This is a genomic window from Rhizobium sp. TRM95796, assembly GCF_025779995.1.
Classification (GTDB): domain Bacteria; phylum Pseudomonadota; class Alphaproteobacteria; order Rhizobiales; family Rhizobiaceae; genus Rhizobium_E.
This window is the reverse complement of the sequence record NZ_JAOXHE010000009.1, coordinates 265091-289379: the sequence shown is the minus strand read 5'-3', so window position 1 is coordinate 289379 and position 24289 is coordinate 265091. Positions and strand designations below refer to the sequence as shown.

22 protein-coding genes and 1 pseudogene are annotated in these 24289 nt (G+C 62.8%); 6 read left to right on the top strand and 17 right to left on the bottom strand.

Annotated features, from left to right (window positions below):
* Nucleotides 1–27 precede the first annotated feature (27 nt).
* The 12 genes and pseudogenes from tauA to OCK01_RS19665 form a co-directional block, all read right to left on the bottom strand.
* Entirely contained in the window at nt 28–1038 is a 1011-nt protein-coding gene (tauA, locus tag OCK01_RS19720; protein ID WP_263825412.1) for a taurine ABC transporter substrate-binding protein, read from the bottom strand.
* Between the two features lie 163 nt (nt 1039–1201).
* Nucleotides 1202–2437, bottom strand: coding sequence for an SfnB family sulfur acquisition oxidoreductase (locus tag OCK01_RS19715; protein ID WP_263825411.1), 1236 nt, complete (start codon nt 2435–2437; stop codon nt 1202–1204).
* Between the two features lie 175 nt (nt 2438–2612).
* A pseudogene (locus tag OCK01_RS19710) lies at nt 2613–3284 on the bottom strand (branched-chain amino acid ABC transporter permease); the annotation flags it as partial.
* A gap of 476 nt (nt 3285–3760) precedes the next feature.
* On the bottom strand, nt 3761–3943 hold the full coding sequence (locus tag OCK01_RS19705) for a hypothetical protein (protein ID WP_263825410.1): 183 nt from the start codon (nt 3941–3943) through the stop codon (nt 3761–3763).
* Between the two features lie 12 nt (nt 3944–3955).
* A complete protein-coding gene (locus OCK01_RS19700; protein ID WP_263825409.1) occupies nt 3956–4747 on the bottom strand; it encodes an ABC transporter ATP-binding protein in 792 nt (263 codons plus the stop codon).
* Between the two features lie 10 nt (nt 4748–4757).
* Entirely contained in the window at nt 4758–5591 is an 834-nt protein-coding gene (ssuC, locus tag OCK01_RS19695; RefSeq protein WP_263825408.1) for an aliphatic sulfonate ABC transporter permease SsuC, read from the bottom strand.
* A gap of 65 nt (nt 5592–5656) precedes the next feature.
* Nucleotides 5657–6832: an FMNH2-dependent alkanesulfonate monooxygenase gene (gene ssuD, locus OCK01_RS19690; protein ID WP_263825407.1), complete on the bottom strand. Its 1176-nt coding sequence runs from the start codon at nt 6830–6832 to the stop codon at nt 5657–5659.
* Between the two features lie 24 nt (nt 6833–6856).
* Nucleotides 6857–7813, bottom strand: a complete 957-nt coding sequence (locus OCK01_RS19685) for an aliphatic sulfonate ABC transporter substrate-binding protein (protein WP_263825406.1) — start codon at nt 7811–7813, stop codon at nt 6857–6859.
* Nucleotides 7814–7837: 24 nt separating this feature from the next.
* Nucleotides 7838–8809 carry an aliphatic sulfonate ABC transporter substrate-binding protein gene (locus tag OCK01_RS19680; protein WP_263825405.1) on the bottom strand — a complete coding sequence of 324 codons (972 nt, stop codon included), beginning with the start codon at nt 8807–8809 and terminating at the stop codon, nt 7838–7840.
* Between the two features lie 119 nt (nt 8810–8928).
* Nucleotides 8929–9393, bottom strand: coding sequence for an RrF2 family transcriptional regulator (locus tag OCK01_RS19675; protein WP_182829553.1), 465 nt, complete (start codon nt 9391–9393; stop codon nt 8929–8931).
* A gap of 58 nt (nt 9394–9451) precedes the next feature.
* On the bottom strand, nt 9452–10810 hold the full coding sequence (locus OCK01_RS19670) for an FAD/NAD(P)-binding protein (RefSeq protein ID WP_263825404.1): 1359 nt from the start codon (nt 10808–10810) through the stop codon (nt 9452–9454).
* 559 nt (nt 10811–11369) lie between these two features.
* Nucleotides 11370–12314, bottom strand: a complete 945-nt coding sequence (locus OCK01_RS19665) for an oxidoreductase (protein WP_263825403.1) — start codon at nt 12312–12314, stop codon at nt 11370–11372.
* Between the two features lie 84 nt (nt 12315–12398).
* Between OCK01_RS19665 and OCK01_RS19660 the strand changes: the two genes are divergently transcribed.
* On the top strand, nt 12399–13316 hold the full coding sequence (locus OCK01_RS19660; RefSeq protein WP_263825402.1) for an AraC family transcriptional regulator: 918 nt from the start codon (nt 12399–12401) through the stop codon (nt 13314–13316).
* 170 nt (nt 13317–13486) lie between these two features.
* Here OCK01_RS19660 and blaOXA read toward each other — a convergent pair whose 3' ends face one another.
* Nucleotides 13487–14311, bottom strand: coding sequence for a class D beta-lactamase (blaOXA, locus tag OCK01_RS19655; protein WP_412179039.1), 825 nt, complete (start codon nt 14309–14311; stop codon nt 13487–13489).
* A gap of 96 nt (nt 14312–14407) precedes the next feature.
* On the opposite strand from blaOXA, the gene OCK01_RS19650 reads away from it, so the two are divergent.
* Entirely contained in the window at nt 14408–15304 is an 897-nt protein-coding gene (locus tag OCK01_RS19650) for a LysR family transcriptional regulator (RefSeq protein ID WP_263825401.1), read from the top strand.
* A gap of 51 nt (nt 15305–15355) precedes the next feature.
* Here OCK01_RS19650 and OCK01_RS19645 read toward each other — a convergent pair whose 3' ends face one another.
* From OCK01_RS19645 to OCK01_RS19630, 4 genes are read right to left on the bottom strand one after another with little or no spacing between them, the layout of a single operon-like run.
* The gene (locus OCK01_RS19645) at nt 15356–16204 is read right to left on the bottom strand and encodes an alpha/beta hydrolase (RefSeq protein WP_318530246.1); all 849 of its coding nucleotides are present in this window, start codon (nt 16202–16204) and stop codon (nt 15356–15358) included.
* Between the two features lie 16 nt (nt 16205–16220).
* Entirely contained in the window at nt 16221–17684 is a 1464-nt protein-coding gene (locus tag OCK01_RS19640) for an NAD-dependent succinate-semialdehyde dehydrogenase (RefSeq protein ID WP_263825399.1), read from the bottom strand.
* A gap of 17 nt (nt 17685–17701) precedes the next feature.
* Nucleotides 17702–18901, bottom strand: coding sequence for an iron-containing alcohol dehydrogenase (locus tag OCK01_RS19635; protein WP_263825398.1), 1200 nt, complete (start codon nt 18899–18901; stop codon nt 17702–17704).
* 22 nt (nt 18902–18923) lie between these two features.
* The gene (locus tag OCK01_RS19630; RefSeq protein WP_263825397.1) at nt 18924–19928 is read right to left on the bottom strand and encodes an Ldh family oxidoreductase; all 1005 of its coding nucleotides are present in this window, start codon (nt 19926–19928) and stop codon (nt 18924–18926) included.
* 99 nt (nt 19929–20027) lie between these two features.
* On the opposite strand from OCK01_RS19630, the gene OCK01_RS19625 reads away from it, so the two are divergent.
* From OCK01_RS19625 to OCK01_RS19610, 4 genes are read left to right on the top strand one after another with little or no spacing between them, the layout of a single operon-like run.
* Nucleotides 20028–20714 carry a GntR family transcriptional regulator gene (locus OCK01_RS19625; RefSeq protein WP_263825396.1) on the top strand — a complete coding sequence of 229 codons (687 nt, stop codon included), beginning with the start codon at nt 20028–20030 and terminating at the stop codon, nt 20712–20714.
* Nucleotides 20711–22303 (top strand): sugar ABC transporter ATP-binding protein, encoded by a 1593-nt coding sequence (locus OCK01_RS19620; RefSeq protein WP_263825395.1) that lies wholly within the window; start codon nt 20711–20713, stop codon nt 22301–22303. The genes OCK01_RS19625 and OCK01_RS19620 overlap by 4 nt, the downstream gene beginning before the upstream one ends.
* Nucleotides 22269–23264, top strand: a complete 996-nt coding sequence (locus OCK01_RS19615; RefSeq protein WP_263825394.1) for an ABC transporter permease — start codon at nt 22269–22271, stop codon at nt 23262–23264. Before OCK01_RS19620 ends, OCK01_RS19615 begins: the two co-directional genes overlap by 35 nt.
* Nucleotides 23265–23293: 29 nt before the next feature.
* On the top strand, nt 23294–24262 hold the full coding sequence (locus OCK01_RS19610) for a substrate-binding domain-containing protein (protein WP_263825393.1): 969 nt from the start codon (nt 23294–23296) through the stop codon (nt 24260–24262).
* Nucleotides 24263–24289 lie beyond the last annotated feature (27 nt).

Sequence of the window (24289 nt, the reverse complement as noted above, 5' to 3'; positions counted from 1 at the left end):
GCGGGACTGTTGTCGTTCGAAAGCGGATCAGTTGGTCTTGTTTTCCACCGCTGTGGGCGTGACGGCTGCGGCATAGCTGTCTAGCACGTCGGAAATCTTGCCCTGGTTCTTGAGGAATTCCGAGGTTTCCTTGAGGATTTTTGCCGCGCCGGATGCTTCGCCGCCGCCCAGCCAATCCTCGGAAGCCTGCTGCTCGGGCGTCAGCAGATTGAGGTTGTTGAGCGCCGACGCCTGCTGCTCCGGCGTTCCGCCGAGAAGCTTGGAAAGCGCCTTGGCGTTTTCGCCCTTTGCGCCCCAGGACGCCTTGTCGTTGCGGAACGAGGCGTATTTCTCATTGATCACACCGGCGAACTTGGCGAGGAAATCCGGGTTCTCCTTGGCGAAATCGCCGGTGGCGACCCAGGCGGAGAAGGTGGCGGCGCCACGGGCGGCGACATCCCTGGAGGTGATCAGCACCTTGCCGTTCTTCTTGAGTTCGGTCAAAGCCGGATCCCAGACGAAGCCGCCGTTGATATCGCCGCGATTATAGGCGGCGACGATTTCCGGCTGTGGGATGGCGAGCACCTGGACGTCGCTTTCTGTCAGGCCCAGCGACTTGATCAGCGCGAGCAACTGGTAATGGTCGGTGGACACCGGCGCGGCGGCCAACTTCTTGCCCTTGAGGTCTTCCAGCTTTTCGATGCCGGAGCCGTTGCGCACCACAAGCGCCTCGTCGACGCCGGAGATCGAGGCGAGATAGAAGGCCTTCACATCCAGCCCGCGCGACACGGCGGAGGCGAAGGGGCTCGATCCGACATAGCCGACCTGCACGTCGCCCGAGGCGATGGCGGCGAAGATTTCCGCGCCGGAATTGAACTTGCGAAAGTCGATGTCGTAACCCGTCGCCTTGACGAACCCGCCATCGGCGATCGCCACCGAGGACGGCAGCGCATCCGTCTGATAGGCCACGACGACTTTCTTGTCCGCCGCCTGTACGACGAGCGCCGAGAAGGCGATAGCGAGCGCTGAAGCTGCCGCGACAATTGTCCTGCCGAGCATGTTTTCCCTCCATGCGTTTGATTGATGAGTGGAAGGTAGCGCAGGGTTGGTCGTCGGGAGAGGAAAAAATCTTTAAAATATATAAATTATATAGATAATATATTTATGACGATCCGCCGGCATTTACGGCCGGCGGATCAGAGAGAGCTCACCTGGACCCGGGTCAGCTCCAGGCGTGAAGCGGAGGCTTCTCGACGTTGAGGAAATACTTGCCGAGGATCGAATATTTCCAGCGCACCGGGTCGTGCAGCGTGTGCGTCCGGGCGTTGCGCCAATGACGGTCGAGAGCGTGCTCGGCGAGCGTCGAGCGCGTGCCGGCGAGTTCGAACAGCTTGTTGGTCGCCTCGATGGCGATTTCGGTCGAGAGGATCTTGGCTTCGGCCGTGACGATCTGGGCTTCGGCGACGGTCCCGGCATTGGGATTGGCCACGGCGCGATCGACCGCATGGCCAGCTTTTTCGAGCAGGGCCTGGGCGGCGTGCAGCCGCAGCGTCAGGGCGCCCCCCGCCTGGATCGTGTAGGGGTCATCGAAGGCGCGGTCGAGGCCTGAGTCCACCCAAGCGCGCGACTTGGTGCGGACAAAATCCACCGTCTCCTTGATCGCCGCCTGGGCGATGCCGGTGTCGACGGCGACCTGGATGATCTGGAAGATCGCGCCGTCGGCGGTCGGCGTCTCATAGCCCTTGTAGCCGGGAACCAGCCAGGCCTTGTCGACCTTGACATTGTCGAGAATGACCGTGCCCGACAGCGTCGTTCGCTGGCCGAAGCTCGACCAGTCGTCGATCACGGTCAGGCCCGGCGCGTCGCGATCGGCGATGGCGTACCAGGCGCGGCCCTGATCGTCGAGCGCCACGATCGGCACCTTATGGGCAAGAAGCGCGCCGGAGAAATAGAACTTTTTGCCGGTGACGACGACATGGTCGCCATGATCGGTGAAGCGCGTCTCGAAATCGACGGCGCGCTTGGAGCCGAATTCGGAGAAGGCGTTGCCGAGGCGCAATCCCTTGAGCACTTCGCCGAAGATCAGCGCCTGTTGGGCCTTGTCGGACACGGTGCGGATGGCTGCGACCACGCCTAGATGGTTCTGCGACACCTGGCCGATCGAGGAATCGGCTTCCGAGATAATTTCAACCACCTTGGCCAGCGTGGCGTAGGAAAGGTCAGGACCGCCGAATTCACGGGGCACGTTGATCGACCAGAGGCCGCTTTGGGAGAAGGCGTCGAGTTCCGCCGCGGGCCAGATCCGGTCGCGGTCGCGTTCCGCGGCGCCCTTGGCGAAGTCTGCGGCGAGCCTGTGCGCGATCCCGATGGCTTCCTGGTCGCTCTTGATGATATGCGCCGGCTCCAGCGGCCTAGCGACGCCGGGCACGCCGGCGGGGGTTTTGGTGATGGCGTTCATGGTCGTCCTCCTGGGGGTTGAGGTCAGGCTGCGGGCCTGGCGAGGGAAGCGCCTTCTGCTGGTTGCGGGGAAGCCGACCTTCTGAGCTGTCTTGAGCGCAACCGGGTTCATCACGCCCCAGCCGCGCAGAGCCACGAAATCAGGCTTGGCGCGGCGTATGGTGAGCCACTGGCTCTGGCGACGCCTTCATCACCACCAGCGACAGCGAGAACTGCACGCCGGAGCGCGCGCCCCAGAGAAGACCGGCGACGAGAGCGACAAGACCCGAGGTTGCCCAGACCGTGGCCCAGATGCGCGGCAGGCGCAGCCCGACGGCGAGGGCCGCGAACTGATCGTCGGCCACGGCGCGGAAGGGGGGGCCGACCCGAGTGTAGCGAAAGAAGAGAATGAGGCCCGCCACCATGACTGCAGCGACGCCGGAGGCGAAGAGATCGAACTTCGAGACGAAGATCCCGTAGAATTCGAAGGGGATGTCCTCAATGCCGAGATCCAGCCCGTGCACCTGTGTGCCCCAGAGCAATTGCGCCGCGCCCTCGATGACATAGGACAGGCCGAGCGCGGCCATGAACAGGGTGATCGGCGGCTTGTTGACCAGCGGCCTAAGCACGGTGCGCTCGATGGCGATGCCGATCAGCGCCATGGCAAGGAAAGTGACGACCAGCACGACGGAGAAGGGCAGGCCGCGTTCGACCAGCGACACGAATGTGAGCGCGGCGAACAGCAGCATTGACGCTTGCGCGAAGTTCAGCACGCCCGAGGTCTTGTAGATCAGCACGAAGCCGATGGCGACGAGTGAATACATGACGCCCGAGAGCAGACCATCCGTCAGCACTTCCAGGAAGAACAGATCAAACGTCTAATTTTTCGTCGCGGCGTGGAAAGATTTACCGCCTTTGCGCCGTCCAGCGGCAGTTTTGGCGCGCTGCGCGGGTTTTTCTCCAGGTGCGTTCGGCGCGGGGAGGCGACACTAAATCCGTGATCGGAGACGGTGACCGCAGTGCAACGCGAGCCGTGCTCCATGCGCCCAAATCATACGGCATATTCGGGTAGGTCGTTCGGCTTCATGGTCCGTCACCCCGCGAACCGAAGGAGTACAGAACTCGGGAAAGAGATCGTTCATCCATGGACCCCTATCTCTTGCGATTTCGGGTCTCCGGCCAAGGACGGACGGTTCATCGCTCTTTGCAAACGTATAAAAAATCCCCGGAACCTGAGGGAACCGGGGGCGCCAACGGGGCGAAAGTCGAAAGGTCGTCCGCGCCGCCGGCCGGGGGAGCCGGCTGCATCGGACTTGCGAGAAGGCAGAGTAGGGGCGTCAGGGTCTCAGAAACGCCGGTGGATATGCAGGAGCGGAGAATATTCGATTTCGGGGTTGCTCGGTGTGATTTCGACCTCGCGTCGCGTCTCCCCCTTCGTCTCATGCTTTTGCGCCGCCGCGGGATCGTTGACGAGCCGCGCTTGTTTGGGAAAGAAGAAGCCCAAGGTGAATCCGTTCATCATGATCATGCTTGTTCTCCTTCAGTTGTGTCCGAGAATGGCGGCCAGAAGCTCGCTTTCGATTTCGGCCAGATCCCGCGAGCCATGCGCGCGCGGATGCGGAAAAGGAACCTTGACGTCCCTCTTGATGTACCCGTCCTCGAGAACGATGACGCGATCGGCGAGATAGACGGCCTCGGCGACATCATGCGTGACGAGGACGGCGGTGAAACCCTGTTCGCGCCAGACGCGACCGAGCAACTGCTGCATGGAGATGCGGGTCAGCGCGTCGAGGGCGCCGAGCGGTTCGTCGAGCGCAAGAAAGCCGGGATGACTGACCAGGGCGCGGGCGAGCGCCACGCGCTGACGCTGGCCGCCGGACAGGCGAGACGGCCAGTCACCGGCCTTCTCAGACAATTGCACCGCCTTGAGCGCCTGAAGCGCCATGAGTTCGGCGCCGTCGGCGCCGGTGTTTGCGCCGAGGCCGACGATCACGTTTTCCAGCACCGTCCGCCACGGAAGAAGACGCGGCTCCTGGAAGACGATGCGCGCGTTTGGCGAAACCGTTTCGCCGGCATTGTCGACGAACTCCAGCCGGCCGGCGCTCGGCTCCTCCAGCCCCATCAGGATGCGCAGCAGCGTGCTCTTGCCGCAACCGCTCTTGCCGATGATCGCGACGAAGGAACCCGGATCGATGTCGAGATCGACGCCGCGCAGGACACGGTTGGATCCGAAGGTCTTCTCGACGCCGTTCAGCCTCAGGCCGGCCGCCGGAGAGGCTGCAAGCGACGTCGGTTGGTCCGGTATGCGACTATTGGAATGAAGGGCGATCATGTCCGCCTCCTTATCGTTGATAGGCCGGGTTCCACGACAGAACCGTCCGTTCGAGAAAGCGCACTGCGATATCGGCGAGTTTGCCCAGCAGCGCATAAATGACGAGGGCGAGCACGACGATATCCGTCATCATGAACTCCCGCGCCTCATTGGCCATATGTCCGATGCCGGAAGACGCGGCGATGGTCTCGGACACGATCAGCGTCAGCCACATGATGCCGAGCGCGTAGCGTAACCCGACGAAGATCGACGGCAGGGCGCCCGGAAAGATGACGTTGCGGAACAATGTGAAACCGCGCATCCCGTAGACGCGGCCCATTTCGATCAGATCCCGATCGACGTTGCGTACGCCATGATAGGTGTTGAGATAGACGGGGAAGAGCACGCCCAGCGAGGTGAGGAAGAGCTTCGATTCCTCGCCGATGCCGAACCACAGGATCACCAGCGGGATCATGGCGAGATGGGGAATGGTCCTCAGCATCTGCAATGTCGTATCGGTCAATTGCTCGGAGAGCCTGGACACGCCGTTGAGAATGCCCAGCAGAAAGCCGATCGATCCGCCGACGAGGAGGCCGGCGACGGCGCGTGCGGCGCTGACGGCGATGTCATGCGGCAGGTCGCCCGAAAGCGTAGTCGCCCAGAACGCCTTCACGACATCCACGGGCGAGGGCATGATTCTGGTCGATATTACGCCCATGGAGGACAGAATTTGCCAGACAGCCACCACGGCCACAGGCAGGAGATAGGGCAGGAACGCCGAAAACGTGGGCAGAGCGGCTGCAGGCTTCGGCGATGTCTCGACCACCGCGCGGCGCGGGGAGGCCAGGGTTTCCGTCAGGGCCATCTTCTCTCTCCTTCTCGTCAGAGGGGACGGGCGCAAGAGTTGCGTCTTGCGCCGCGTCTTCGGAATTAGGAACCGGATGCGAGGCGGATATTGCCGCCATGACCGCCGCCGCCGAAGACCTGCGCCTGGCCGAAGGATGTCTTCAGGCGATGATGCGGCGTGTCGATCCCGATCTCGGGGAAAAGCAGCTCCGACACCCGATAGGCCTCTTCCAGATGCGGATAGCCCGAAGCGATCACCGTATCGATGCCGAGATCCTGATATTCGCGAAGGCGGGCGGCCACCGTCTGCGGAGAACCGACCAGCGCGGTGCCGGCGCCCGAGCGCACCAGACCGATGCCGGCCCAGAGATTGGGGGAGACTTCCAGCTTGTCGCGACGGCCGCCATGCAGCTCCCACATCCGGGTCTGGCCGACGGAATCGGACTGTTTGGTGAAGCGTTCGCGCGCTTCGTTGACGGCGTCGTCAGGCAGGCGCGAGATCAACCGATCGGCCGCGGCCCAGGCTTCCTCATCGGTTTCGCGAACGATGAAATGCAGGCGAATGCCGAACGTCACCTTGCGGCCGCGCCGGGCCGAGGCCTTGCGCACACGCTCGATCTTCTCGCCGACCTGCGCCGGAGTTTCGCCCCAGGTCAGATATTTGTCGGTATGCTCGGCGGAGAAGTCGATCGCCGCATCCGATGAACCGCCGAAATAGAGGGGCGGACGCGGATCCTGGATCGGTGGAAAGCCGAGCTGGGCGTCGATCGCCTTGATATATTTCCCGTCCAGAGTCGAGCGGCCCGTGGCGAGCAGTTCGTTGAAGACCTTGAAGAATTCGACGGCGTGGTCATAGCGTTCGTCATGCGGCAGGAAGATGCCGTCGCCGGCCAGTTCCTGCGCGCTGCCGCCCACGACGATATTGAGCAGCAAACGACCGTTGGATACCCGGTCGAGCGTCGAGGCGAGCCGCGCGTAATAGGCCGGAGAGGCGACGCCCGGACGTATCGCGACCAGGAATTTCAGCCGTTCGGTGACCGGGACGAGGGCTGCCGCCACGATGAAGGATTCTTCACAGGCGACCCCGGTGGGGATCAGCACGCCGGAATAGCCGAGCCGGTCTGCGGCCACCGCGATCTCCTTAAGATAGGCGGGATCGGCGGGGCGGGCGAGATCGTTGGAGCCGAGATAAGCGCCGTCGCCCGACGTCGGTATGAACCAGAGAAAATCGAGCGGTTTACGGTGGGATTGGGAGGACATGGTCTATCTCCTTGAAAATACGGGTCAGCTGGCTTTCGGTCGCCAGACGATGTCGCTGATGTCGAGTTTGCGCGGCAGCACGCCGATGTCGTGGAATTCGTCGGCGAGCGCCTGTTGATAGGCCTCAGCCTCCTTGGGGAGCAGATAGACCTTGCCGAGATCGAAGCCGGGACGGGTGAGCGCCTTGCGGGTGACAGGCTCCGGCACGCCGGTGATGGCCGACAGCGCCGGGACGGTTCTATCGATATCCGCCTGTGCGGCGACGCCGACTTTCTTCAGCTCGTCGATGATTTCGAGCACGATTCCCGGATGACTTTCGGTGAAGGCGCGATTGCCGAGAAAGAAGCTCCAGCTCTCGGCGATGCCTTCGGCCGTCGTCAACACGCGCGCTTGCGGATCTTCTTCCGCCACAGCGAAATAGGGGTCCCAGATCGCCCAGGCGTCGATGGCCCCGGTCTTGAAAGCCGCCGCCGCGTCGGGGGGCGGAAGGTCGACCGGCGTTACGTCGTCGGTGGTCAACCCGCCCTTGCGCAGGGCCTTGACGGCGAAGTTGTGCGCCGAGGAGCCGCGCTTGAAAGCTAGTTTTCTACCCCTGAGACCGGCCAGGTTCGTGATGTCGCTGTCTTTGTGAACGAGGATCGCCGAGCCGGACGCCGTGCCCTGATAGGCGCCGACATAGAGAAGATTGCCGCCCGCCGCCTGGGCGAAAAGCGGCGGAACATCGCCGGTCGGCCCGAAGTCGAGCGCGTCGGCGCCGAGCGCTTCGAGAAGCGGCGGGCCTGACGAGAATTCGGACCAGGCGATACCGACGCCTTTGCCCGCCAGACGCTTCTCCAGAGCGCCTTGCGCCTTGGCGAGGGCAAGCATGCCATTTTTCTGCCAGCCCAACCGGATCTTCAGCGCCGGGGCCGCCCTGAGGACGCCGGGCAGGGGAAGGGTTGCGGCGGCCGCCAATGAAATGAGGTGTCTTCGCCGGATCATGACATTCTCCTGTTGAGGCTGATATCAGGACTGCTTGGGCCGCCAGACGATGTCGCTTACCGTCAATTGTCGCGGCAGGACTTTGTAGGCATAGAAGTCGTCGGCGAGCTGCTGCTGGTACTGTATGGCCGCATCCGACACCGTCGCCACCGCCGCAAGATCGGAACCGGCGCGGGTCAGCGTCGCTTTCGTGATATCCTCCTTGACGCCGGTGATATCGGACAGAGCCTTGGCGGTGCCGTCGATATCCGACTGGGCCGCCTTGCCCAGTTTCGCGAGTTCGTCGAGGATCTCGACCACCAGTTCGGGGTGGGCCGCGACAAAGTCGCCGTTGCCGAGGAAATAACCCCAAGCGTCGACGATGCCTTCGGATGTCGCCAGCAGTCGGGTTTCCGGATCGGACTGAGCGACCGCGAAGAACGGGTCCCAGATCGCCCAAGCGTCGACCGAGCCATTATTGAATGCTGCTGCGGCGTCGGGCGGGGGCAAGTCGACACTCTCGATGTCTTGAGGCGTCAGGCCGACTTTGCCGAGCGCTTTGAAGGCGAAGTTATGGGCTGACGAGCCCCTCTTGTAAGCGACTTTCCTGCCCTTCAGATCCTCGATCTTCTGAATCGGGGAATCCTTCTTGACGAGAAGGCCATGAAACGCCGCCGGCGGCTTATAGGTGCCTACATAGAGGAGATTGCCGCCCGCAGCCTGGGCGAAAAGCGGCGGCACGTCGCCGGTGGGGCCGAAGTCGACGGCATTGGCGCCCAATGCCTCGAGCAGCGGCGGCCCCGAATTGAACTCGGACCATTCGATCGAGACGTTCCGGTCTCTGAGCCGTGTCTCAAGCACGCCGCGGCTCTTGGCGAGGGCGAGAATGCCAAATTTCTGCCATCCGATGCGGAGCCTGACTTCTTCCGCTGCTCGGACGGCTGCGCCCGAGCCCATGAACAATGTCGAAGCGCCGGCTGCTGCGGCGAGTTTCAATGTGTGGCGGCGGTTGATCATTTCAGGTCAGTTCCCATTGTCTGTAATTCAAATCTATATAATCTACCAAATTAGTCTATAATATATTTTTGCGAATTTTGCCTTAAAATGAGATTTCCGTTCCAACCGTTCCGGGACCTTTAATCCGAAACAGGCAAATGCGGACGTCGAAGCGTCGAAAGCCCGTTCTTCTCCAGTCTGGACAGATCGGCCAGCGTCTGGGCATCGAGAATATCCGAAATGGCGTCGCGGACTTCCGTCATGGCCCTGCGCACCAGGCATCCCGCCACGTCGCTGCAATCTTGGCAGGGAGCGAAGGCGGTCCGGCTCGCGCAGCTGATCGGGGCGAGCGGCCCGTCCAGCACCCGCATGCAGGCTCCGATGGAAATATCCTCGGCGCGACGCGCCAGAGCATAGCCGCCGGCGGGACCCTTGCGCGACCTGACCAGACCGCTTCGTCGCAGCTCCAACAGAATAGTGTCGAGAAACTTCTTGGGGATGCGCTCGGCCAGAGCGATCTCGGCGGCGAACGCCATTTCGCCGTCCGGCAGGGAGGCGAGGGCGAGCATCGCCTTCAAACCATATTTTCCCTTTTTGGTGAGCATCGCGCGTGCTTCCTTCTGTCTGTTTCGGTCGCGGATTGCTCCGGCGGCGATGAGCGCGTCAGGACAAGTCTTGCGCGATACGCTCGGCGACAGCCGCGGCCTGCACCCGGATGTCGGGCACGGCGAAAATTTCGAAGAACTGGCCGACCGTCATCGGCCCGAGCGCAAAGGCCGATCGGGACACCACGCCCGCCGCGTCGATCAGTCGGGAATCCCGGTCTACCGCCAGACCGAGACCCATCACATCGCTGCTGATCATTCCGCGCGAGGACATTTTCTTGAGAAGCGGCGTCTTGGAAATCGAACAACGCTCCATCCCGGTGCAATTGACCAGCCAGTCTGAGCTGATCTGCCGTAGTGTTCTGGAATGGCGGTCGAGATAGGCGGAACGCACCTTGCCGCCGGCATGGTAGATTTCTTTGAGCCAGCCGGCCGTCACGGTGACCTGGCCGGACTGGCGCATCCGTGAGAAGCTCTCCCACATATCTGGCGCGAGGCGATGGCGGTGAATGCTCCACCAGGCATTGGCGTGCCTGAGAAAGCGGGCGCGTTCGGCCGTCGATAGTTGCTGCCAGAGCGCCTGTGTGACGGGCCGAAGTCCGTCGACGACGGCGCGCCAATCCTCGGTTTTGGAAGCCGCCTCACGCAGCGCCTTCATCATGCCGCTCAGCGGCGTCGTGCCCGCTTCGAAAGTCGGGGCAACAGGATGGCTGCGGGGAACCCGGTGCGGCAAAGGCGTGAGGCCATGGCGCGAAATCACCTGGATGCGACCGCGGTGACGACGAGCCTCGAGGGACAGGACCTGATCGATCATGGTCAGTCCGGAGCCGAGCATGACGATGTCGTCATCTGGATCCACCCTTTCCATCCACGGATCAGACCACACGTTCAGGCATATGTGAGAACGCGCATCCGGCGCCAGTTTCTCCGGGGGAATCGGCAGACCCGCAGGTGTGCCGCCGATGCAGAAAATGCTCTTTTTGGCCTGCAGCAACTGTCCGTCCGTCAAATGATACACTTGCTGCTGGTCCGTCATCTGCTCACAGTCGATCACGTCGGCGTCGACGAGCCATACTTGGGCGCTGTTGTCGGCGCGCAGCAGTCTGTCCGCCAGCGTTTCCTGCAGATAGCGACCATATAGCTGCCGGGGGATGAAGTCCTCCGGGCCGAACTCCGTCGCTTCCTCCGCGAGCCATTGACAGAGATGGTCCGCTTTGTCGGCCAAGAGGCTCATCCGGCCTGCGGGAACGTTCAGACGATGCTTGGGCTCGGTGGTCGAATAGGCCACGCCGCGCCCCAGACCGCTTGATCGCGACACCAGCGCGATCGATTTGTCCTGACCGAGACGATCAAGGACGTTGATGACGGTCGCCACCGCCGAGAACCCTCCGCCGATCACGGCGATATCAACCTGCATAGGAAGCTCCTTTGTATATAGAAATGGTAGATTTATAGGGAGCCACTGTCAACGCCGAAAATTTTCGTTTGGTCGCAGCCGGCAACGTGGGAGAATGCTGACGCAACAGGTTCAGGGGCCCGGACTCCCAGCCAGTCACGCCCATTGCATCCCGGATTCGACAATCGGCGCCGCCCCACCGGCTAGGGCGACGTCGGTCTATGCGCGATCGCTTGTACCGTCTGCGGATTGAATGCTGATCGATCACGAAAGAACTCCCGAGCGCAGGGCGGCGCCCGGGAACAGAGTGTCGAGCCGATCCGCAGGCGAGCGCTTCCACCGCCGGACGCGTGTCCGCGGCCGGAGATCGTGAGCCTTGGTCGATGTCATTCTCCCCGGTTTGGAATTGTCGTCGGAGAGCACTCAACGTCGATCGAGGCGGGCGCCGAAACAAAGGCTTCCGGGCGGCTTGGAGGGTGCTGCATCGCCCACAGCCTTAAGGCTATGGCCAGATCGCTGAGGCGCGAAAGCTCAAGGATGAATCGTCAACGTTGGGCTCAGCATATTGCCGGCGCTCGCGTCAAAGCCGATCCGACAGGTCCCACAGCCGCCTCGCAAGATCTGGATCGATGGCGTATGACGCGACGCCCTTGCGTGCGGCGTCTCCGGAATATAGCGGCGCTATGTTGCAATCCTCCAGATAGAGGCCGCCCTTGCCGTTCAGGAGCGGGGTCGTCGCCGCCCAGACGCTGGTCGCAGCCCCCTGCTCGGGTGATTTCATGCCTTTGTCGGGATCGACGATCGGGTTGCCATGCTCGTCCAGCGCATCGAACCCGGCGATATCCTCATTCGACAGATGTCGCGCGAGATTCGTCAGGATCTGGCCGGGATGCAGTGAAAAGGCGCGGATGCCGTCGTCTGCGCTCCGCCTGTCCAATTCCACCGAGAACAGGATATTGGCGGTCTTGGACTGGCCATAGGCGATCCAGCGGTCATAGGGCCGCACGTGAAAATCGATGTCGTCGAAATCCACGCCCGCAATCTGGTGGCCGCGCGACGACACGCTGATCACGCGCGCGCCCTCCGCTTTGGCGAGCGCCGGCCACAGGCCCTTCACCAGCCGGAAATGACCGAGATGGTTCGTCGCGAATTGCCCCTCATGTCCATCCCCGTCTCGAAACAGCGGCGAAGCCATGACGCCGGCGCTGTTGATCAGGATCGGCAGCGCCAGATCACGCTGCAGAAAGGATGCGACGAAGGTCTCGACCGATCGCCGATCCATCAGGTCCATCGATACGATCTCGACGCCCGTCAGTCCGTCCAATGCGGCTTCCGCTTTTGCCACATCGCGCGCGGGCACGATTACCGAAGCGCCGGCATCAACGAGCGCCCGCGTCGTCTCCAATCCCAATCCTGAATAACCGCCGGTGACGATGGCGGTTTTTCCGGACAGATCGATCTCCCGCGCGACCTCGGACGCCGTGCTGTGAGCATTGTAAGGGGAAGCGATGGGTTGCTGGCGCATGTCGAACTCCTGATTGGTCTTTCAAGAGAGTGAGATAGGGCCTATATGGAGGACGAGCCAGCGCCAGACGTCCAGGATTTCGTCGTGATCGTCCAAAACCAAACTGTCGATGTATTGTCGGATGTCCTCGCGACCATTCAGGCGCAGGCGCGCTGCTCGATCAACCTCAAAGCCGGAGGCCGTTGGGGAGTCGATTTCCCCATGCCGTCCCATCTCAAGTTCAACGCTGTGCGAAAGGGTCGGTGCTGGCTCAGGCTCGACGGACAGCCGCCGATCGAGCTTCAGGCCGGCGATTGCGTCGTGGTCGCAGGCGCGCCGTTCATCCTGTCGAGCGAGCCCGAGGGGCCAACGATTTCAGCGCGAGAGGTGTTCGCATCCGACAGCCTCGCCGCATCGATCGGCGATGGAGACGATTTTGCCATTCTCGGAGGAAGTGTGGTGGTCGACGGGACGGACGGCGTCCTGCTGACCCAGGCGCTGCCGACGGTGATGACGATACGGGGCGAACGCGCCGCGTCGATCGGTTGGTTGCTCAACGAACTCGACAGCGAATGGAGCAGCGCGGCGCCGGGCGCGCGCCAGATCAGCAATGATCTGCTCAGGATGATTTTCATCCATGTTCTGCGTATTCACCTGGCTTCGGACAATGCTCATGCGCAAAACTGGCTCGCCGGCCTGACCGATATCAACATCGCCCGCGCGCTCCAGGCCATTCACAGCCAGCCTGCCCAGAATTGGACCGTCGAGGGCCTCGCGCATGAGGCCGGACAATCACGATCCGCATTCGCGGCCCGCTTCAAAACCCTTCTCGGCGAGGCGCCGATGGAATATCTCACCAGTTGGCGGATGCGCCTCGCGGCGACCAAGCTTCGCTCCACGCAGGCCTCGATCTCCGACATCGCGATCGCCGTGGGATACAAGTCCGACACGTCCCTGAGCGCAACTTTCCGTCGGCTTCATCAAATGTCGCCGGCCCAATATCGTCGCGCCCATCAGCAGTGACGGAAGGTAGGACGTTGGCGAAAAAGCTCTCCGTCCATCCGACCTCCCGCCTGAGCGGTGGGGGCGAGCACGAAACCCGATCAGCTAGGCGGCCTCATTCGAAGCCCGCTCCAAGCTCGCCCGACAAAAACTCCGTTCGATCCGAGACAGCCATGTGAGCGCAATGGCGTTCAATGATTGGCGGCGATGACCGGAATATCCATCAACAGCGTGTCACGCGCTTGGAGGCCGCCGGATGTGTCGGACTTTTTCTTGCCGATCACGTGTCGGGCGAAGACGATTTCCCGATCCCCTTTGCGGGCCCAGCCGACGAACCAGCCCTGCGGCTTCCTCTGGTTGATCCCGCCTTCTGTATCGCGAAGCGAGCCGCTTCCGGTCTTGCCATGAACCTCCCATCCATCCTTGCCCTGGAAGGTCGCTATCGTCGCTTCGGTCAGCGTGTAAGCCTGTTCGCTCACGGGCAGTTTGCGCCCCTTGAAGCGCAGCAGGAAATCGATCTGCTCGTCCGGGGATATGGTGAGCGAGGACATCAGCCAGGCATGCGTCAGCCCGTTTCCTTTGCCCTGGTCGCCCGAAACGTCCATATTGCCGTATTTAAATTTGGCCACATAGTCGGCGAACTTTTCCTGCCCCATCTTCCTGGTCAGTTGCTGGGAGAACCAGACGATGGAGTCCTTCTCCCAGATCGTCGGATCGACCGTCTTGAAAGCCTGTTCCCGCGCCGATGCGTTGTATTCGGGGCGAAGGGTCCAGACCGGATCGTGAGGGCTTTTCAACAGGCCGCTGTCGAAACCCATGATCGCCAAAGGGAATTTGAACGAGGATACTGGGGAGAAACGCTGGTCGCAATCTCCCTTTCGGTAGATCACCCGACCCGTCGACGCATCGGCGGCAACGGTGCAGGCGCGTTCCAACTCGAAATCCGAGGCGAAGGCCGAACCTGCGGACAGAAACGCCGTCACGGCGAAAGCGGTGGCCGTCATCCATATTTTCATCGGTGTCTCCTTTTTTGACACCGCCGGGGTAGAAAAGTTTTGCCCCTCCGGCAAACGATGATAAATCGGGGCGGATCCAAATTTTTCTAGGGCATGATGGTCAGACCCTTTCTTCCTCTCAATGCCTTGCGCGCCTTCGAGGCGTCGGCCCGGCACCTGAGCTTCACCAAAGCCGCAATCGAATTATGCGTGACGCAGGCTGCTGTCAGTCACCAGGTGAAGCTGCTCGAGGATCGGCTCGGGACGAAACTGTTTCGACGGCTGCCGCGAGGCTTGCGCATCACAGACGAGGGCGAGGCGCTCTTGCCCGTACTTCGAGAGTCGTTCGACCGGATGGCGGATATGCTCAATCGGTTCGAAGGCGGGCGGTTGCGTGAAACGCTTCATCTCGGCTGCGTCGGAACCTTCGCGGTCGGATGGTTGCTTCCACGGCTCGAAGGGTTTCGAAAGACACATCCCTATGTCGATATCCGCCTCTCCACCAACAACAATCGGGTGGATATTGCGGCGGAGGGGCTCGACTACGCCATTCGCTTCGGCGACGGGGCTTGGCATAGGACGAATGCGGTCCGCCTCTTCGAAGCGCCTCTGGCTCCATTGTGCCTGCCGCGCATCGCGCGCCACCTGAAACGTCCCGAGGATCTTCAAGCCCAGACTCTGCTGCGCTCCTACCGGGCGGACGAATGGCTGAGCTGGTTTGCAGCGGCCGGCATCGACGAGCCGGCGCGGTTCAACACCGGCAACATCATGTTCGATTCGTCGCTGGCGATGATGGAAGCCGCGTTGCAGGGGGTGGGCGTCGCCCTGTGCCCACCGCTGATGTTCGAACGCTTCCTGTCATCGGGTCAAGTCGAACAGCCGTTCGCCGACAGCGTTTCCTTGGGGTGCTATTGGCTGACCCGGTTGAACTCGCATCCCGTAACCCCGGCTATGGTCGATTTCGAACGTTGGCTTCTCGAGGACGCGACCCGGTTCGGGGCCGCAAGCGGTTAGCCGACCGACGCATTCGGCGGCGCGCGCGCTGAATATCGGCGATTTCGGCGGCTAGGCCCGTTTCCCGGCCCCGTCCACCAGATCGAACAGCCGCCAGCCGAGAATGCCGTCGGGGTCGGCGAGATCCAGGACGATGTTCATGTGATTGAGCCCCGGCGCGACCACTAGGTCGCCGCCCTCGCCGATACCGTTCGACAGGGTATGGAAAGCCGCCGCCTGGTCCTGAAAGGGCGCCGTCTCCTCCGCCCCGACGGCGATGATGCGTCGGGGGCCCGGACGCTGCGCCGATGTCAGCGGCGACCAGTCTGCCGCCTCTTCCTGCGACATTTTCGCTTCGTCGCGAAGGAAACTCGTCGGGATGTCCGAGAGATCGTAGATTCCGCTGACCAGCAATAGCGCCTGTACGGTGGGCAAGCGGGGCATGGCTGTTTCCGCCGGGCCGCGTGCGGCGAGGAACGAGGCGAGATGGGCGCCGGCCGAGTGGCCGCTGACAGTCGTTTTTGTCGGATCTGCGCCGAAGTCGCTCGCCTTCGATTGCAGCCAGAGCAGCGATCGCCTGACCTGCGCCACCAGAACATCGAGCCGCGCGCCCGGCATCAGGTCGTATTCCACGATCGCGGCAATGCCGCCCGCTGCCAGGACCGGGGCCGCGACGAGGCGGTAATTCTGCTTCTCCCCGGAACGCCAGTAGCCGCCATGGACGAAGACGTGAAGCGGGGCGCCCGCGTGCGGGCGTTTGGGCAGAATGACGTCGACCGTCTCCCGGTCGCCTGACCCATATTTGATGTTGGCCATCACTTCGGCTGTGGCCGAAAGCATCCGGCTTCGCTCCGAAAACGCATCGGCTATCGAATCGAAGTCCGACACGAAGTCACGAATTTTATAGGGGTCAGGGGACATCCGCTTTTCCTTGTCGTCAGTAATCCACGGCGTAGTATTTTGGCTCCATGAATTCCAGAATTCCAGTCACGCCGCCTTCACGACCGAGGCCGCTTTGCTTGACGCCGCCGAACGGCGCCGCGGGATCGGACATCAGGCCGCGGTTGATGCCCAGCATGCCCGTCTCCAGGCGTTTGCCGACTCTCAGGGCGCGGGCCAGATCCTTGCTGTAGATATAGGCGGCGAGGCCGTATTCGGTATCGTTTGCAAGCCGAATGACCTCCTCGTCGCTGTCGAACTTGTAGACCGGGGCCACCGGGCCGAAGATTTCCTCGCGCGCGATCGCCGCATCGACGGGGACGTTTTCGAGCACGGTCGGGGGGTAGAAGTAGCCACCCTCTTCGAGCGGTTTGCCGCCCGTCGTCACACGGGCGCCGCCGGCGATCGCCTCCGACACCAGGCGATCGATCTTGCGCACCGCATTCGTCGTGATCATGGGGCCGCATTGTGTCTCCGGATCGTAGCCGGGACCGATCTTCAGGCCGGCCATGCGCTTGGTCAAGCCCGCGACGAAGGCGTCATGTATCCCCGATTGCACATAAAAGCGGTTGGCGGCCGTGCAGGCTTCGCCCGCGTTGCGCATCTTGGCGATCATGGCCCCGTCGAGCGCGGCGTCCAGATCGGCGTCGTCGAACACGATGAAGGGCGCGTTGCCCCCGAGCTCCATGGAGCAGCTGACCACGGATTTCGCAGCTTCGGCAAGGAGATGGCGGCCCACGCCGGTCGAGCCGGTGAAGGACAGCTTTCGCACGCGCGGATCGGCCAGCATGGCGTTCGTCACGCTCGACGGATTGCTGGTGGTGAGCACATTCACGACGCCCGAGGGCACGCCGGCCTGTTCGCCGAGCCGGGCCATGGCGTAGGCCGTCAACGGCGTTTCCGAGGCCGGCTTCAGAATGACGGTGCAGCCGGCGGCGAGCGCAGGGCCGATTTTGCGTGTCGCCATCGCAGCGGGGAAATTCCAGGGTGTGATGAGAACCGCGATGCCGATCGGTTCGTGATCGACCATTATATTGTGTGACCCGGATGGCGTGCGGCGGTATTCGCCGGGAATGCGCGTCGCCTCTTCCGCGTACCAGCGGAAGAATTCGGCGGCGTAGGCCACCTCGCCGCGCGCATCCGGCAACGCCTTGCCGTTCTCCAGCGATATCAGCATGGCGAGTTCTTCCGCATGCTGCGTCATCAGCTCGAACCAGCGGCGCAGGATTTCCGATCGCTTGCGGGCAGGGGTGGCGCGCCATTCGCCGGCGGCGGCCTCGGCGGCGTCGACGGCGCGGGCAGCATCCTCGACCGTTGCGTCGGCAACGTCCGCCAGCCTGTCGCCGGTGGAGGGATTGATTACGGCGATGCCGCCGCGCTTTATCCATGCGCCGCCGATAAACAGGCCTTCGGCGTGAAGGGCCGGATCGGCATAGCCGGAGATCCTGGTCTGGAGTGTCATGAGGGGCTTCCTTTCGATCAGTTCAAGCCGGCGCGGTCGCCATGATAGGCGGCGGCGACGAGACGGCGCATCTCGGATGGGTTCAGGGGGCGGGGATTGTTCTGGATAAGGCGGGTGATGCCGGAGCTTTGCTCGGCCACCCAGTCGATACGGCCCTCATCGAGCCCGAGGTCGCGGAGCGAGGCCGGGATGCCGATCCTGGAGAACAGCGACGCGAGTGACGGGATAACCTGTCCGGGTCCATCAAGGCCGGTCGCACGGGCAATCTCCGCCAGTTCGGCTTCGATCACCGGCGTATTCCACGTCATGACATAGGGCATGAGGCAGGCGACGCCGAGGCCGTGAGCCGTATGGGTCAGAGCGCCGACCGGATATTGAATGGCATGGGCGGCGGCCGTGCCGGCGACGCCGAAGGCGAGGCCCGCCAATGTTGCGCCGAGCATCACCTTTTCACGTGCGGCGACATCGGCGCCGTCCTGGCACGCGGCCTCCAGGCCCTGCCAAAGAAGGGCGATCGCCCGGAGCGCGAAATGATCCGACAATTCGTTCTTGCCGATGAAGACGCGTTGCTGGGAAATTCCCGGCACGGGGTCGCGCCTGATCGCCGTGAAGGCCTCGATCGCATGGGTCAAGGCGTCTGCGCCGGCGATCGCCGTCAGCGACGGCGGGCAGGACAGGGTCAGCTCCGGATCGCAGATCGATACCGTGGGAATGAGATACAAGCTTGAGATGCCGACCTTCAGGCTGCGCTCGGCATCCGAGAGAACCGCCACGGGCGTGACTTCGGATCCTGTCCCGGCGGTGGTCGGAATCGCGATCAGCGGCATGACCGGTCCGGGCACGACATTTTCGCCGTAATAATCCTGCGGACGACCGCCAAAGGTCAGGAGCAGGGCCACGCATTTCGCCGTATCCAGGCAGGAGCCGCCGCCGACGCCGACGACGACATCAGGCGCAAAACCGCGCACAGCCTCGGCGCTGGCGGCGGCTGAATTCACCGGCGCATCCGGCAGCGTGGAACTGTCGATCATGACCTTGAGCCCGGCCGCTTCCATCTGGCCGACGAGGCTGAGGAAATCGGCGTCTTCGGCGAGGCGCGCGTCGGTGACGACCAGAGCGCGCCGGCCGAGGCGCGCGGCGATGGCGCCGAGGGCGTGTCGCTGGCCGGCGCCGAACAGCAATTCTTGCGGCGCCCTCAAAGTGGCGAAAAGGTTCATTCGGTTTGTCCTCCAAAAATGTTCAGGCGGCCTTGAGGGCGATGAGTTGATCGAAAAGTGACTGCGGCAGGTCGATGCCGGCTTCCAAGGCGGATGCGCGACGCGCCCGCGCGCCGTCGCCCGGCGCCGACACCGGATTTGCCGGGTCTAGCGGCCGGGATTGACGCAACCGATCGAGATAGCGCGCAAGCTGATGCGCTTGGCCGGCGCTCGCCGTCGGGTCTATCAGGATGATGAGGTCGCCCTTGTTGGCTGCATGGACGTCATCCAGTGTGCCGCGCACATCGGGCGCGAGATCGGAACCGGCGAGGGCGGCGACCAACAATTCAACCGCCAGCCCCAGCCCGTAACCTTTTGCGCCGCCGAACGGAGCGATCGCGCCGGCTCTCGCCGTCTTCGGGTCCGTCGTCGGCCGGCCGTCCGGGCCGACGGCCCAATCCGGCGGAATAGGCGCGCCGCGCATGGCGTAATTGTTGATTTTTCCCATGGAGACGATGCTGGTCGCCAGATCGAGAATGAACGGTCGCTCCCCGCACGGGATTCCGATGGCGATCGGGTTGGTTCCCAGCATGGCCTGCGTGCCGCCGAAGGGATGAACCAGGGCTTCGCTCGTCGACATGGCGATGGCGATCATCCCGTCCGCAACCGCCGCCTCGACATAATAAGCCAGCATGCCGATATGGTTGGCGTTGCGGATCGCGGCGATGGCCAGGCCGTTTTCGCGTAGTCCGGTCCGCATTTCCCGCATCGCGTTCATGACGATGACCGGTCCCAGGCCGCGTTGGCCATCGACGGTCAGGAACGAATTTCGGCTCCAGTGATGCGCGCCCCGGGCGCAGGCGTCGGCCAGACCCTTGTCGAGACGCGACAGCAGCAGCGGCAGACGTTGGAGGCCATGCGAGGCGAGACCGCGCAACTCGGCTTCGATGAAGAGATCCATCTGCAGCCAGGCATTTTCGGCGGGCGTCCCGCGCCTCTCCAGAAGCCGGATCCCAATTTCACGCAGACGTTCCGGCTGCACCTTCATTTCAAATCCTATATCAGATCATATACGATATTGTATTTGACATAGGATATCTTATCTGCAACGAATGTCGCCATGTCAAGCAGCAGTCAGGAATTGGAAATGGCGCACGCAACGGAAAGGGCAGGCAGGTCAAACACTCTTCGCCCCAGCAGTGTGGTCGACGGAGTGTACGACAGCATCTATCACCAGCTCATGTCGCTGGAGATCGCGCCCGGCTCCCGGATCCCGATCGATGTCTTCGCTCGCGAGCTCGGCGTCTCCCAGACGCCGATCCGTGAGGCGCTGAGCCGTCTCGAGCGCGAGGGCCTGGTGCGCAAGGAGCATCTGATCGGCTACAGCGCCGCTCCGCAATGGACGCGCAAGCAATTTGAGGATCTCTATGCGTTTCGCTTGCTGGTGGAGCCCGAAGTGGCGCGGCTGGCCGCCCTCAATATGACTCCGGAAGCGCTGCAGCAGCTCGAAAACTCTGCCGCCGACATGGGCCATGGCGAGACCCCCGTTGATCGCAACACGCGCTATTCTCGCTTCGCCCGCGCCGACGCGCAGTTTCACGACGCGATCATGAAGATCGCCGGGAATGACGTGATCCGCTCCACATTGTCGAACCAGCATGTCCACTTGCATATTTTCCGCTTGATGTTCCATACCCGCGTCACGCAGGAAGCGCTCGAGGAGCACGAAAATCTGCTGGCCGCCTTCAGGGCGGGGGATCCGCAACGGGCGTTCGACGCCATGCGCGTCCATGTCGAGCGGTCGCGCGACCGGCTGCTGTCGGCTTTCGAATGAACGCGCTTCTTTCGCCCGGATCCGTGACGCGGCCCGCGCAAGCCTCGGTCGCCGCCTTGAGCGCCGAAGGGCTGGGCAAAGCCTTCGGCCCGATCACCGTGCTGTCGGACATCACGCTCGATATCCATCCCGGGGAAGTTCACGCCATCATCGGAGAGAACGGCGCCGGCAAGTCGACATTGATGAAGCTGTTGTCCGGCCATATCGCTCCCACGGCTGGCCAACTGTTCCTGAACGGGCGGCCGGTCGCGTTTCGCAACGCGGTGGAGGCCGAAGCCGCCGGTATCGTGCTCGTCCATCAGGAAATCCTGCTGGCGGCGGACCTCACCGTCGCGGAAAACCTGTTTCTGGGGCGCGAGATCGGCCGCGGCCTGATGGTGAACGATCGGCTGATGAACCGCCGCGCCGCCGAGCTCCTCGCCCGTGTCGGATCCAGCGCCCGGCCGCGGGACCGGCTCGGGGACCTGCCGCTCGCGCAGCGGCAACTGGTGCAGATCGCCCGGGCGTTGCTCGACGAGCGCAAAGTCGTCATTCTCGACGAGCCCACCGCCGTCCTCGCTAATGACGAGGTGGCCGCGCTTCTCGATATCGTCCGCGCTTTGCGCGACCAGGGCGTGGCGGTTCTCTACATTTCGCATCGGCTCGACGAAGTGCAGGCGCTCGCGGATCGCATCACTGTGCTGCGCGATGGCTGCATGATCGGCACATGGCCGGCCGCGGGCCTGGGTCAGCGGGAAATGGCCGAGCTCATGGTGGGCCGTGAACTCGATATGCTGTATCCGCACAAGCGCCCGGCTCCCACCGAAGCCCCCCTCCTGGTCGTCGAGGGCCTCGTCGTCGATCACGGCGCTCACAGAGTTTCCTTCGCCGTGCATCCCGGCGAAGTCCTGGGCATCGGCGGCATGATCGGCGCCGGGCGGACCGAACTGATCGAGGGGCTGCTTGGTCTTCGTCCGTCGGAGGCCAAGCGCGTCACGGTGAAGGGCCGCGACATCGAGCAAAGATCGGTCCGCTCGCTCATGGACGCCGGCTTGGTCTACCTGACGGAGGATCGCAAGGGGAAAGGATTGCTTCTGGAGGAGAAGCTCGGTCCCAACCTCACCCTGCAGGCGCTCGATGCGGTCAATCCCCGCGAAATTCTGGATGCGCGCGGCGAACGTTCGCGCTTGGAACAGGCGGTCGCGACCTACGACATCCGTGTGCGCACGCTGCGGCTCGAAGCCGGCAAGCTGTCCGGCGGCAACCAGCAAAAGCTGTTGCTGGCCAAGGTGATGTTGGCGGATCCCGCGGTCGTCGTCATCGACGAGCCGACCCGCGGCATCGATATCGGCAATAAGAGCCAGATCTATGAATTCATCGACGCGATGGTGCGGGCGGGCAAGGCCTGCATCGTCATCTCGTCGGAAATGGCCGAGCTGGTCGGGCTGGCGGACCGCGTCCTCGTGATGCGGGCAGGTCAGATCGTCAAGGAGCTCCGCGGCGCCGAAATCAACGAGGAGAATGTCGTTTACGCGGCCACGACGGCTGGCCGCACGAACGACGGGGAGGACAGACATGAACGTGGCGACGACAACACTCGCACCGGTTGACGAGGGGCGCTCCATCCGCTGGGCGGATCTCGCGCCCTTTATCGCGCTTGCCGTGATCGTGCTATTCGGGGCGCTGGTGAACTCCAACTTCATCGCGTCGGCAAATCTGATCAATGTGATAACGCGCAGCGCCTTCATCGCGATTATTGCGGTCGGCGCCACCTTCGTCATCGCGTCCGGCGGGCTCGATCTCTCGGTCGGCTCGATGATGGCCTTCGTGACGGGCATCATGATCATGGTGATGAACTACCTAGCTCCCGCCTACGGCGACATGGCCATCGTGATCGGCGCCGGAGCGGCGTTGCTGGTCGGCGCGTTGTGCGGATTGTTCAACGGTCTGATCATCAGCGTGGGGCGCATCGAGCCCTTCATCGTGACCTTGGGAACGATGGGCATTTTTCGCGCCTTCATCACCTTCATGACCAATGGCGGCTCGCTGCCCATCGATCGCAGTCTGCGCGAGGGGTATCGGCCGGTCTATTTCGGCAACCTGTTCGGCATTCCCTATCCGGTGCTCATCACCTTCGTCATCGTCATCCTGGGGGGCTTTCTGCTCTACAAGACGAAGTTCGGACGCCGCCTGACCTCCGTCGGATCGAATGTCGAAGTCGCCCGCTTTTCCGGTGTGAACGTCCCGGCCGTGCGCACCGTCGCCTATGTGATCCAGGGCGTCTGCGTGGCGGTCGCCGCCATCTGCTACGTGCCGCGCCTCGGCGCCGCGACGCCGACCACGGGGCAACTCTGGGAATTGCAGGTCATCACTTCAGTCGTGATCGGCGGCACGCTGCTTCGTGGCGGTCGCGGCCGGATCGGCGGCACCGTTGCCGGCGCGCTCATCCTGGAGGTCATCGCCAATGTCATGGTCCTGTCCGACATGGTCTCGGAATACCTCGTCGCCGCCGTTCAGGGCGCGATCATCATCATCGCCATGCTGGCGCACCGCTTTACCGCAAACCGCTGAAAACCGCACCGACTTCAAAGGAGGAGAAAATGAAGTCTACGATCCAGAGAACCAGCCTGTTCCTATCAACCGTCGCGATGGGGTTCGCCCTGTCGTTCGCCGGGGCAGAGGCGCAGGAAAAAAAGGTAACGATCGCCGTCTCGATCCCTGCCGCGACGCATGGATGGACCGGCGGCGTCGTCTACCACGCCGAGCAGGCGGAGAAGGAAATCGAAGCCGCATTCCCCGACATCGACGTCGTGCTGTCGACGGCGTCGTCGGCGCCCGCCCAGGTTTCGGCTCTTGAGGATCTGTCGGCGAGCCGCAAGCTCGATGCGCTGGTCATCCTGCCGTTCACCTCGGAAGAACTGACGGGACCCGTCGAACAGATCAAGCAGAAGGGCACCTTCATCTCCGTCGTCGACCGTGGTCTGACCGACCCGAGCGTGCAAGACCTCTATGTGGCCGGCGACAACATCGCCGTCGGCGCGAACACTGCCGAATGGCTGGTGGAAAAACTGGGAGGCGAAGGCCAGATCGTCGTATTGCGCGGCATTCCGACCGTGATCGACGACGAACGGATCAAGGGCTTCTCTGACGTCATCGGCAAATCGAACATCAAGATCCTCGACATCCAGTACGCCAACTGGAACCAGGACGAAGCGTTCAAGCTGATGCAGGACTATCTGGCGAAATATCCGAAGATCGATGCAGTCTGGGCCAACGACGACGATATGTTGCTCGGCGTTCTTGAGGCTGTCGACAATGCCGGCCGCAAGGACATCAAATATGCGCTCGGCGGCAACGGCATGAAGCAGGTTATCGAAATGGTCAAGGAGAAGAACGCGCGCACGCCGATTTCGACGCCTTATCCGCCGTCGATGATCAAGTCGGCGATCTACATGACCGCCGCACAGTTCAACGGTCAGGCTCCCGTCCGCGGTTCGTTCCTGCTCGGCGCCCCCTTGATCACGCCTGAAAACGCCGATCAGTTCTACTTCCCCGATTCCCCGTTCTGATCAAATGCGGCGCCCGGCCAGTTCCGG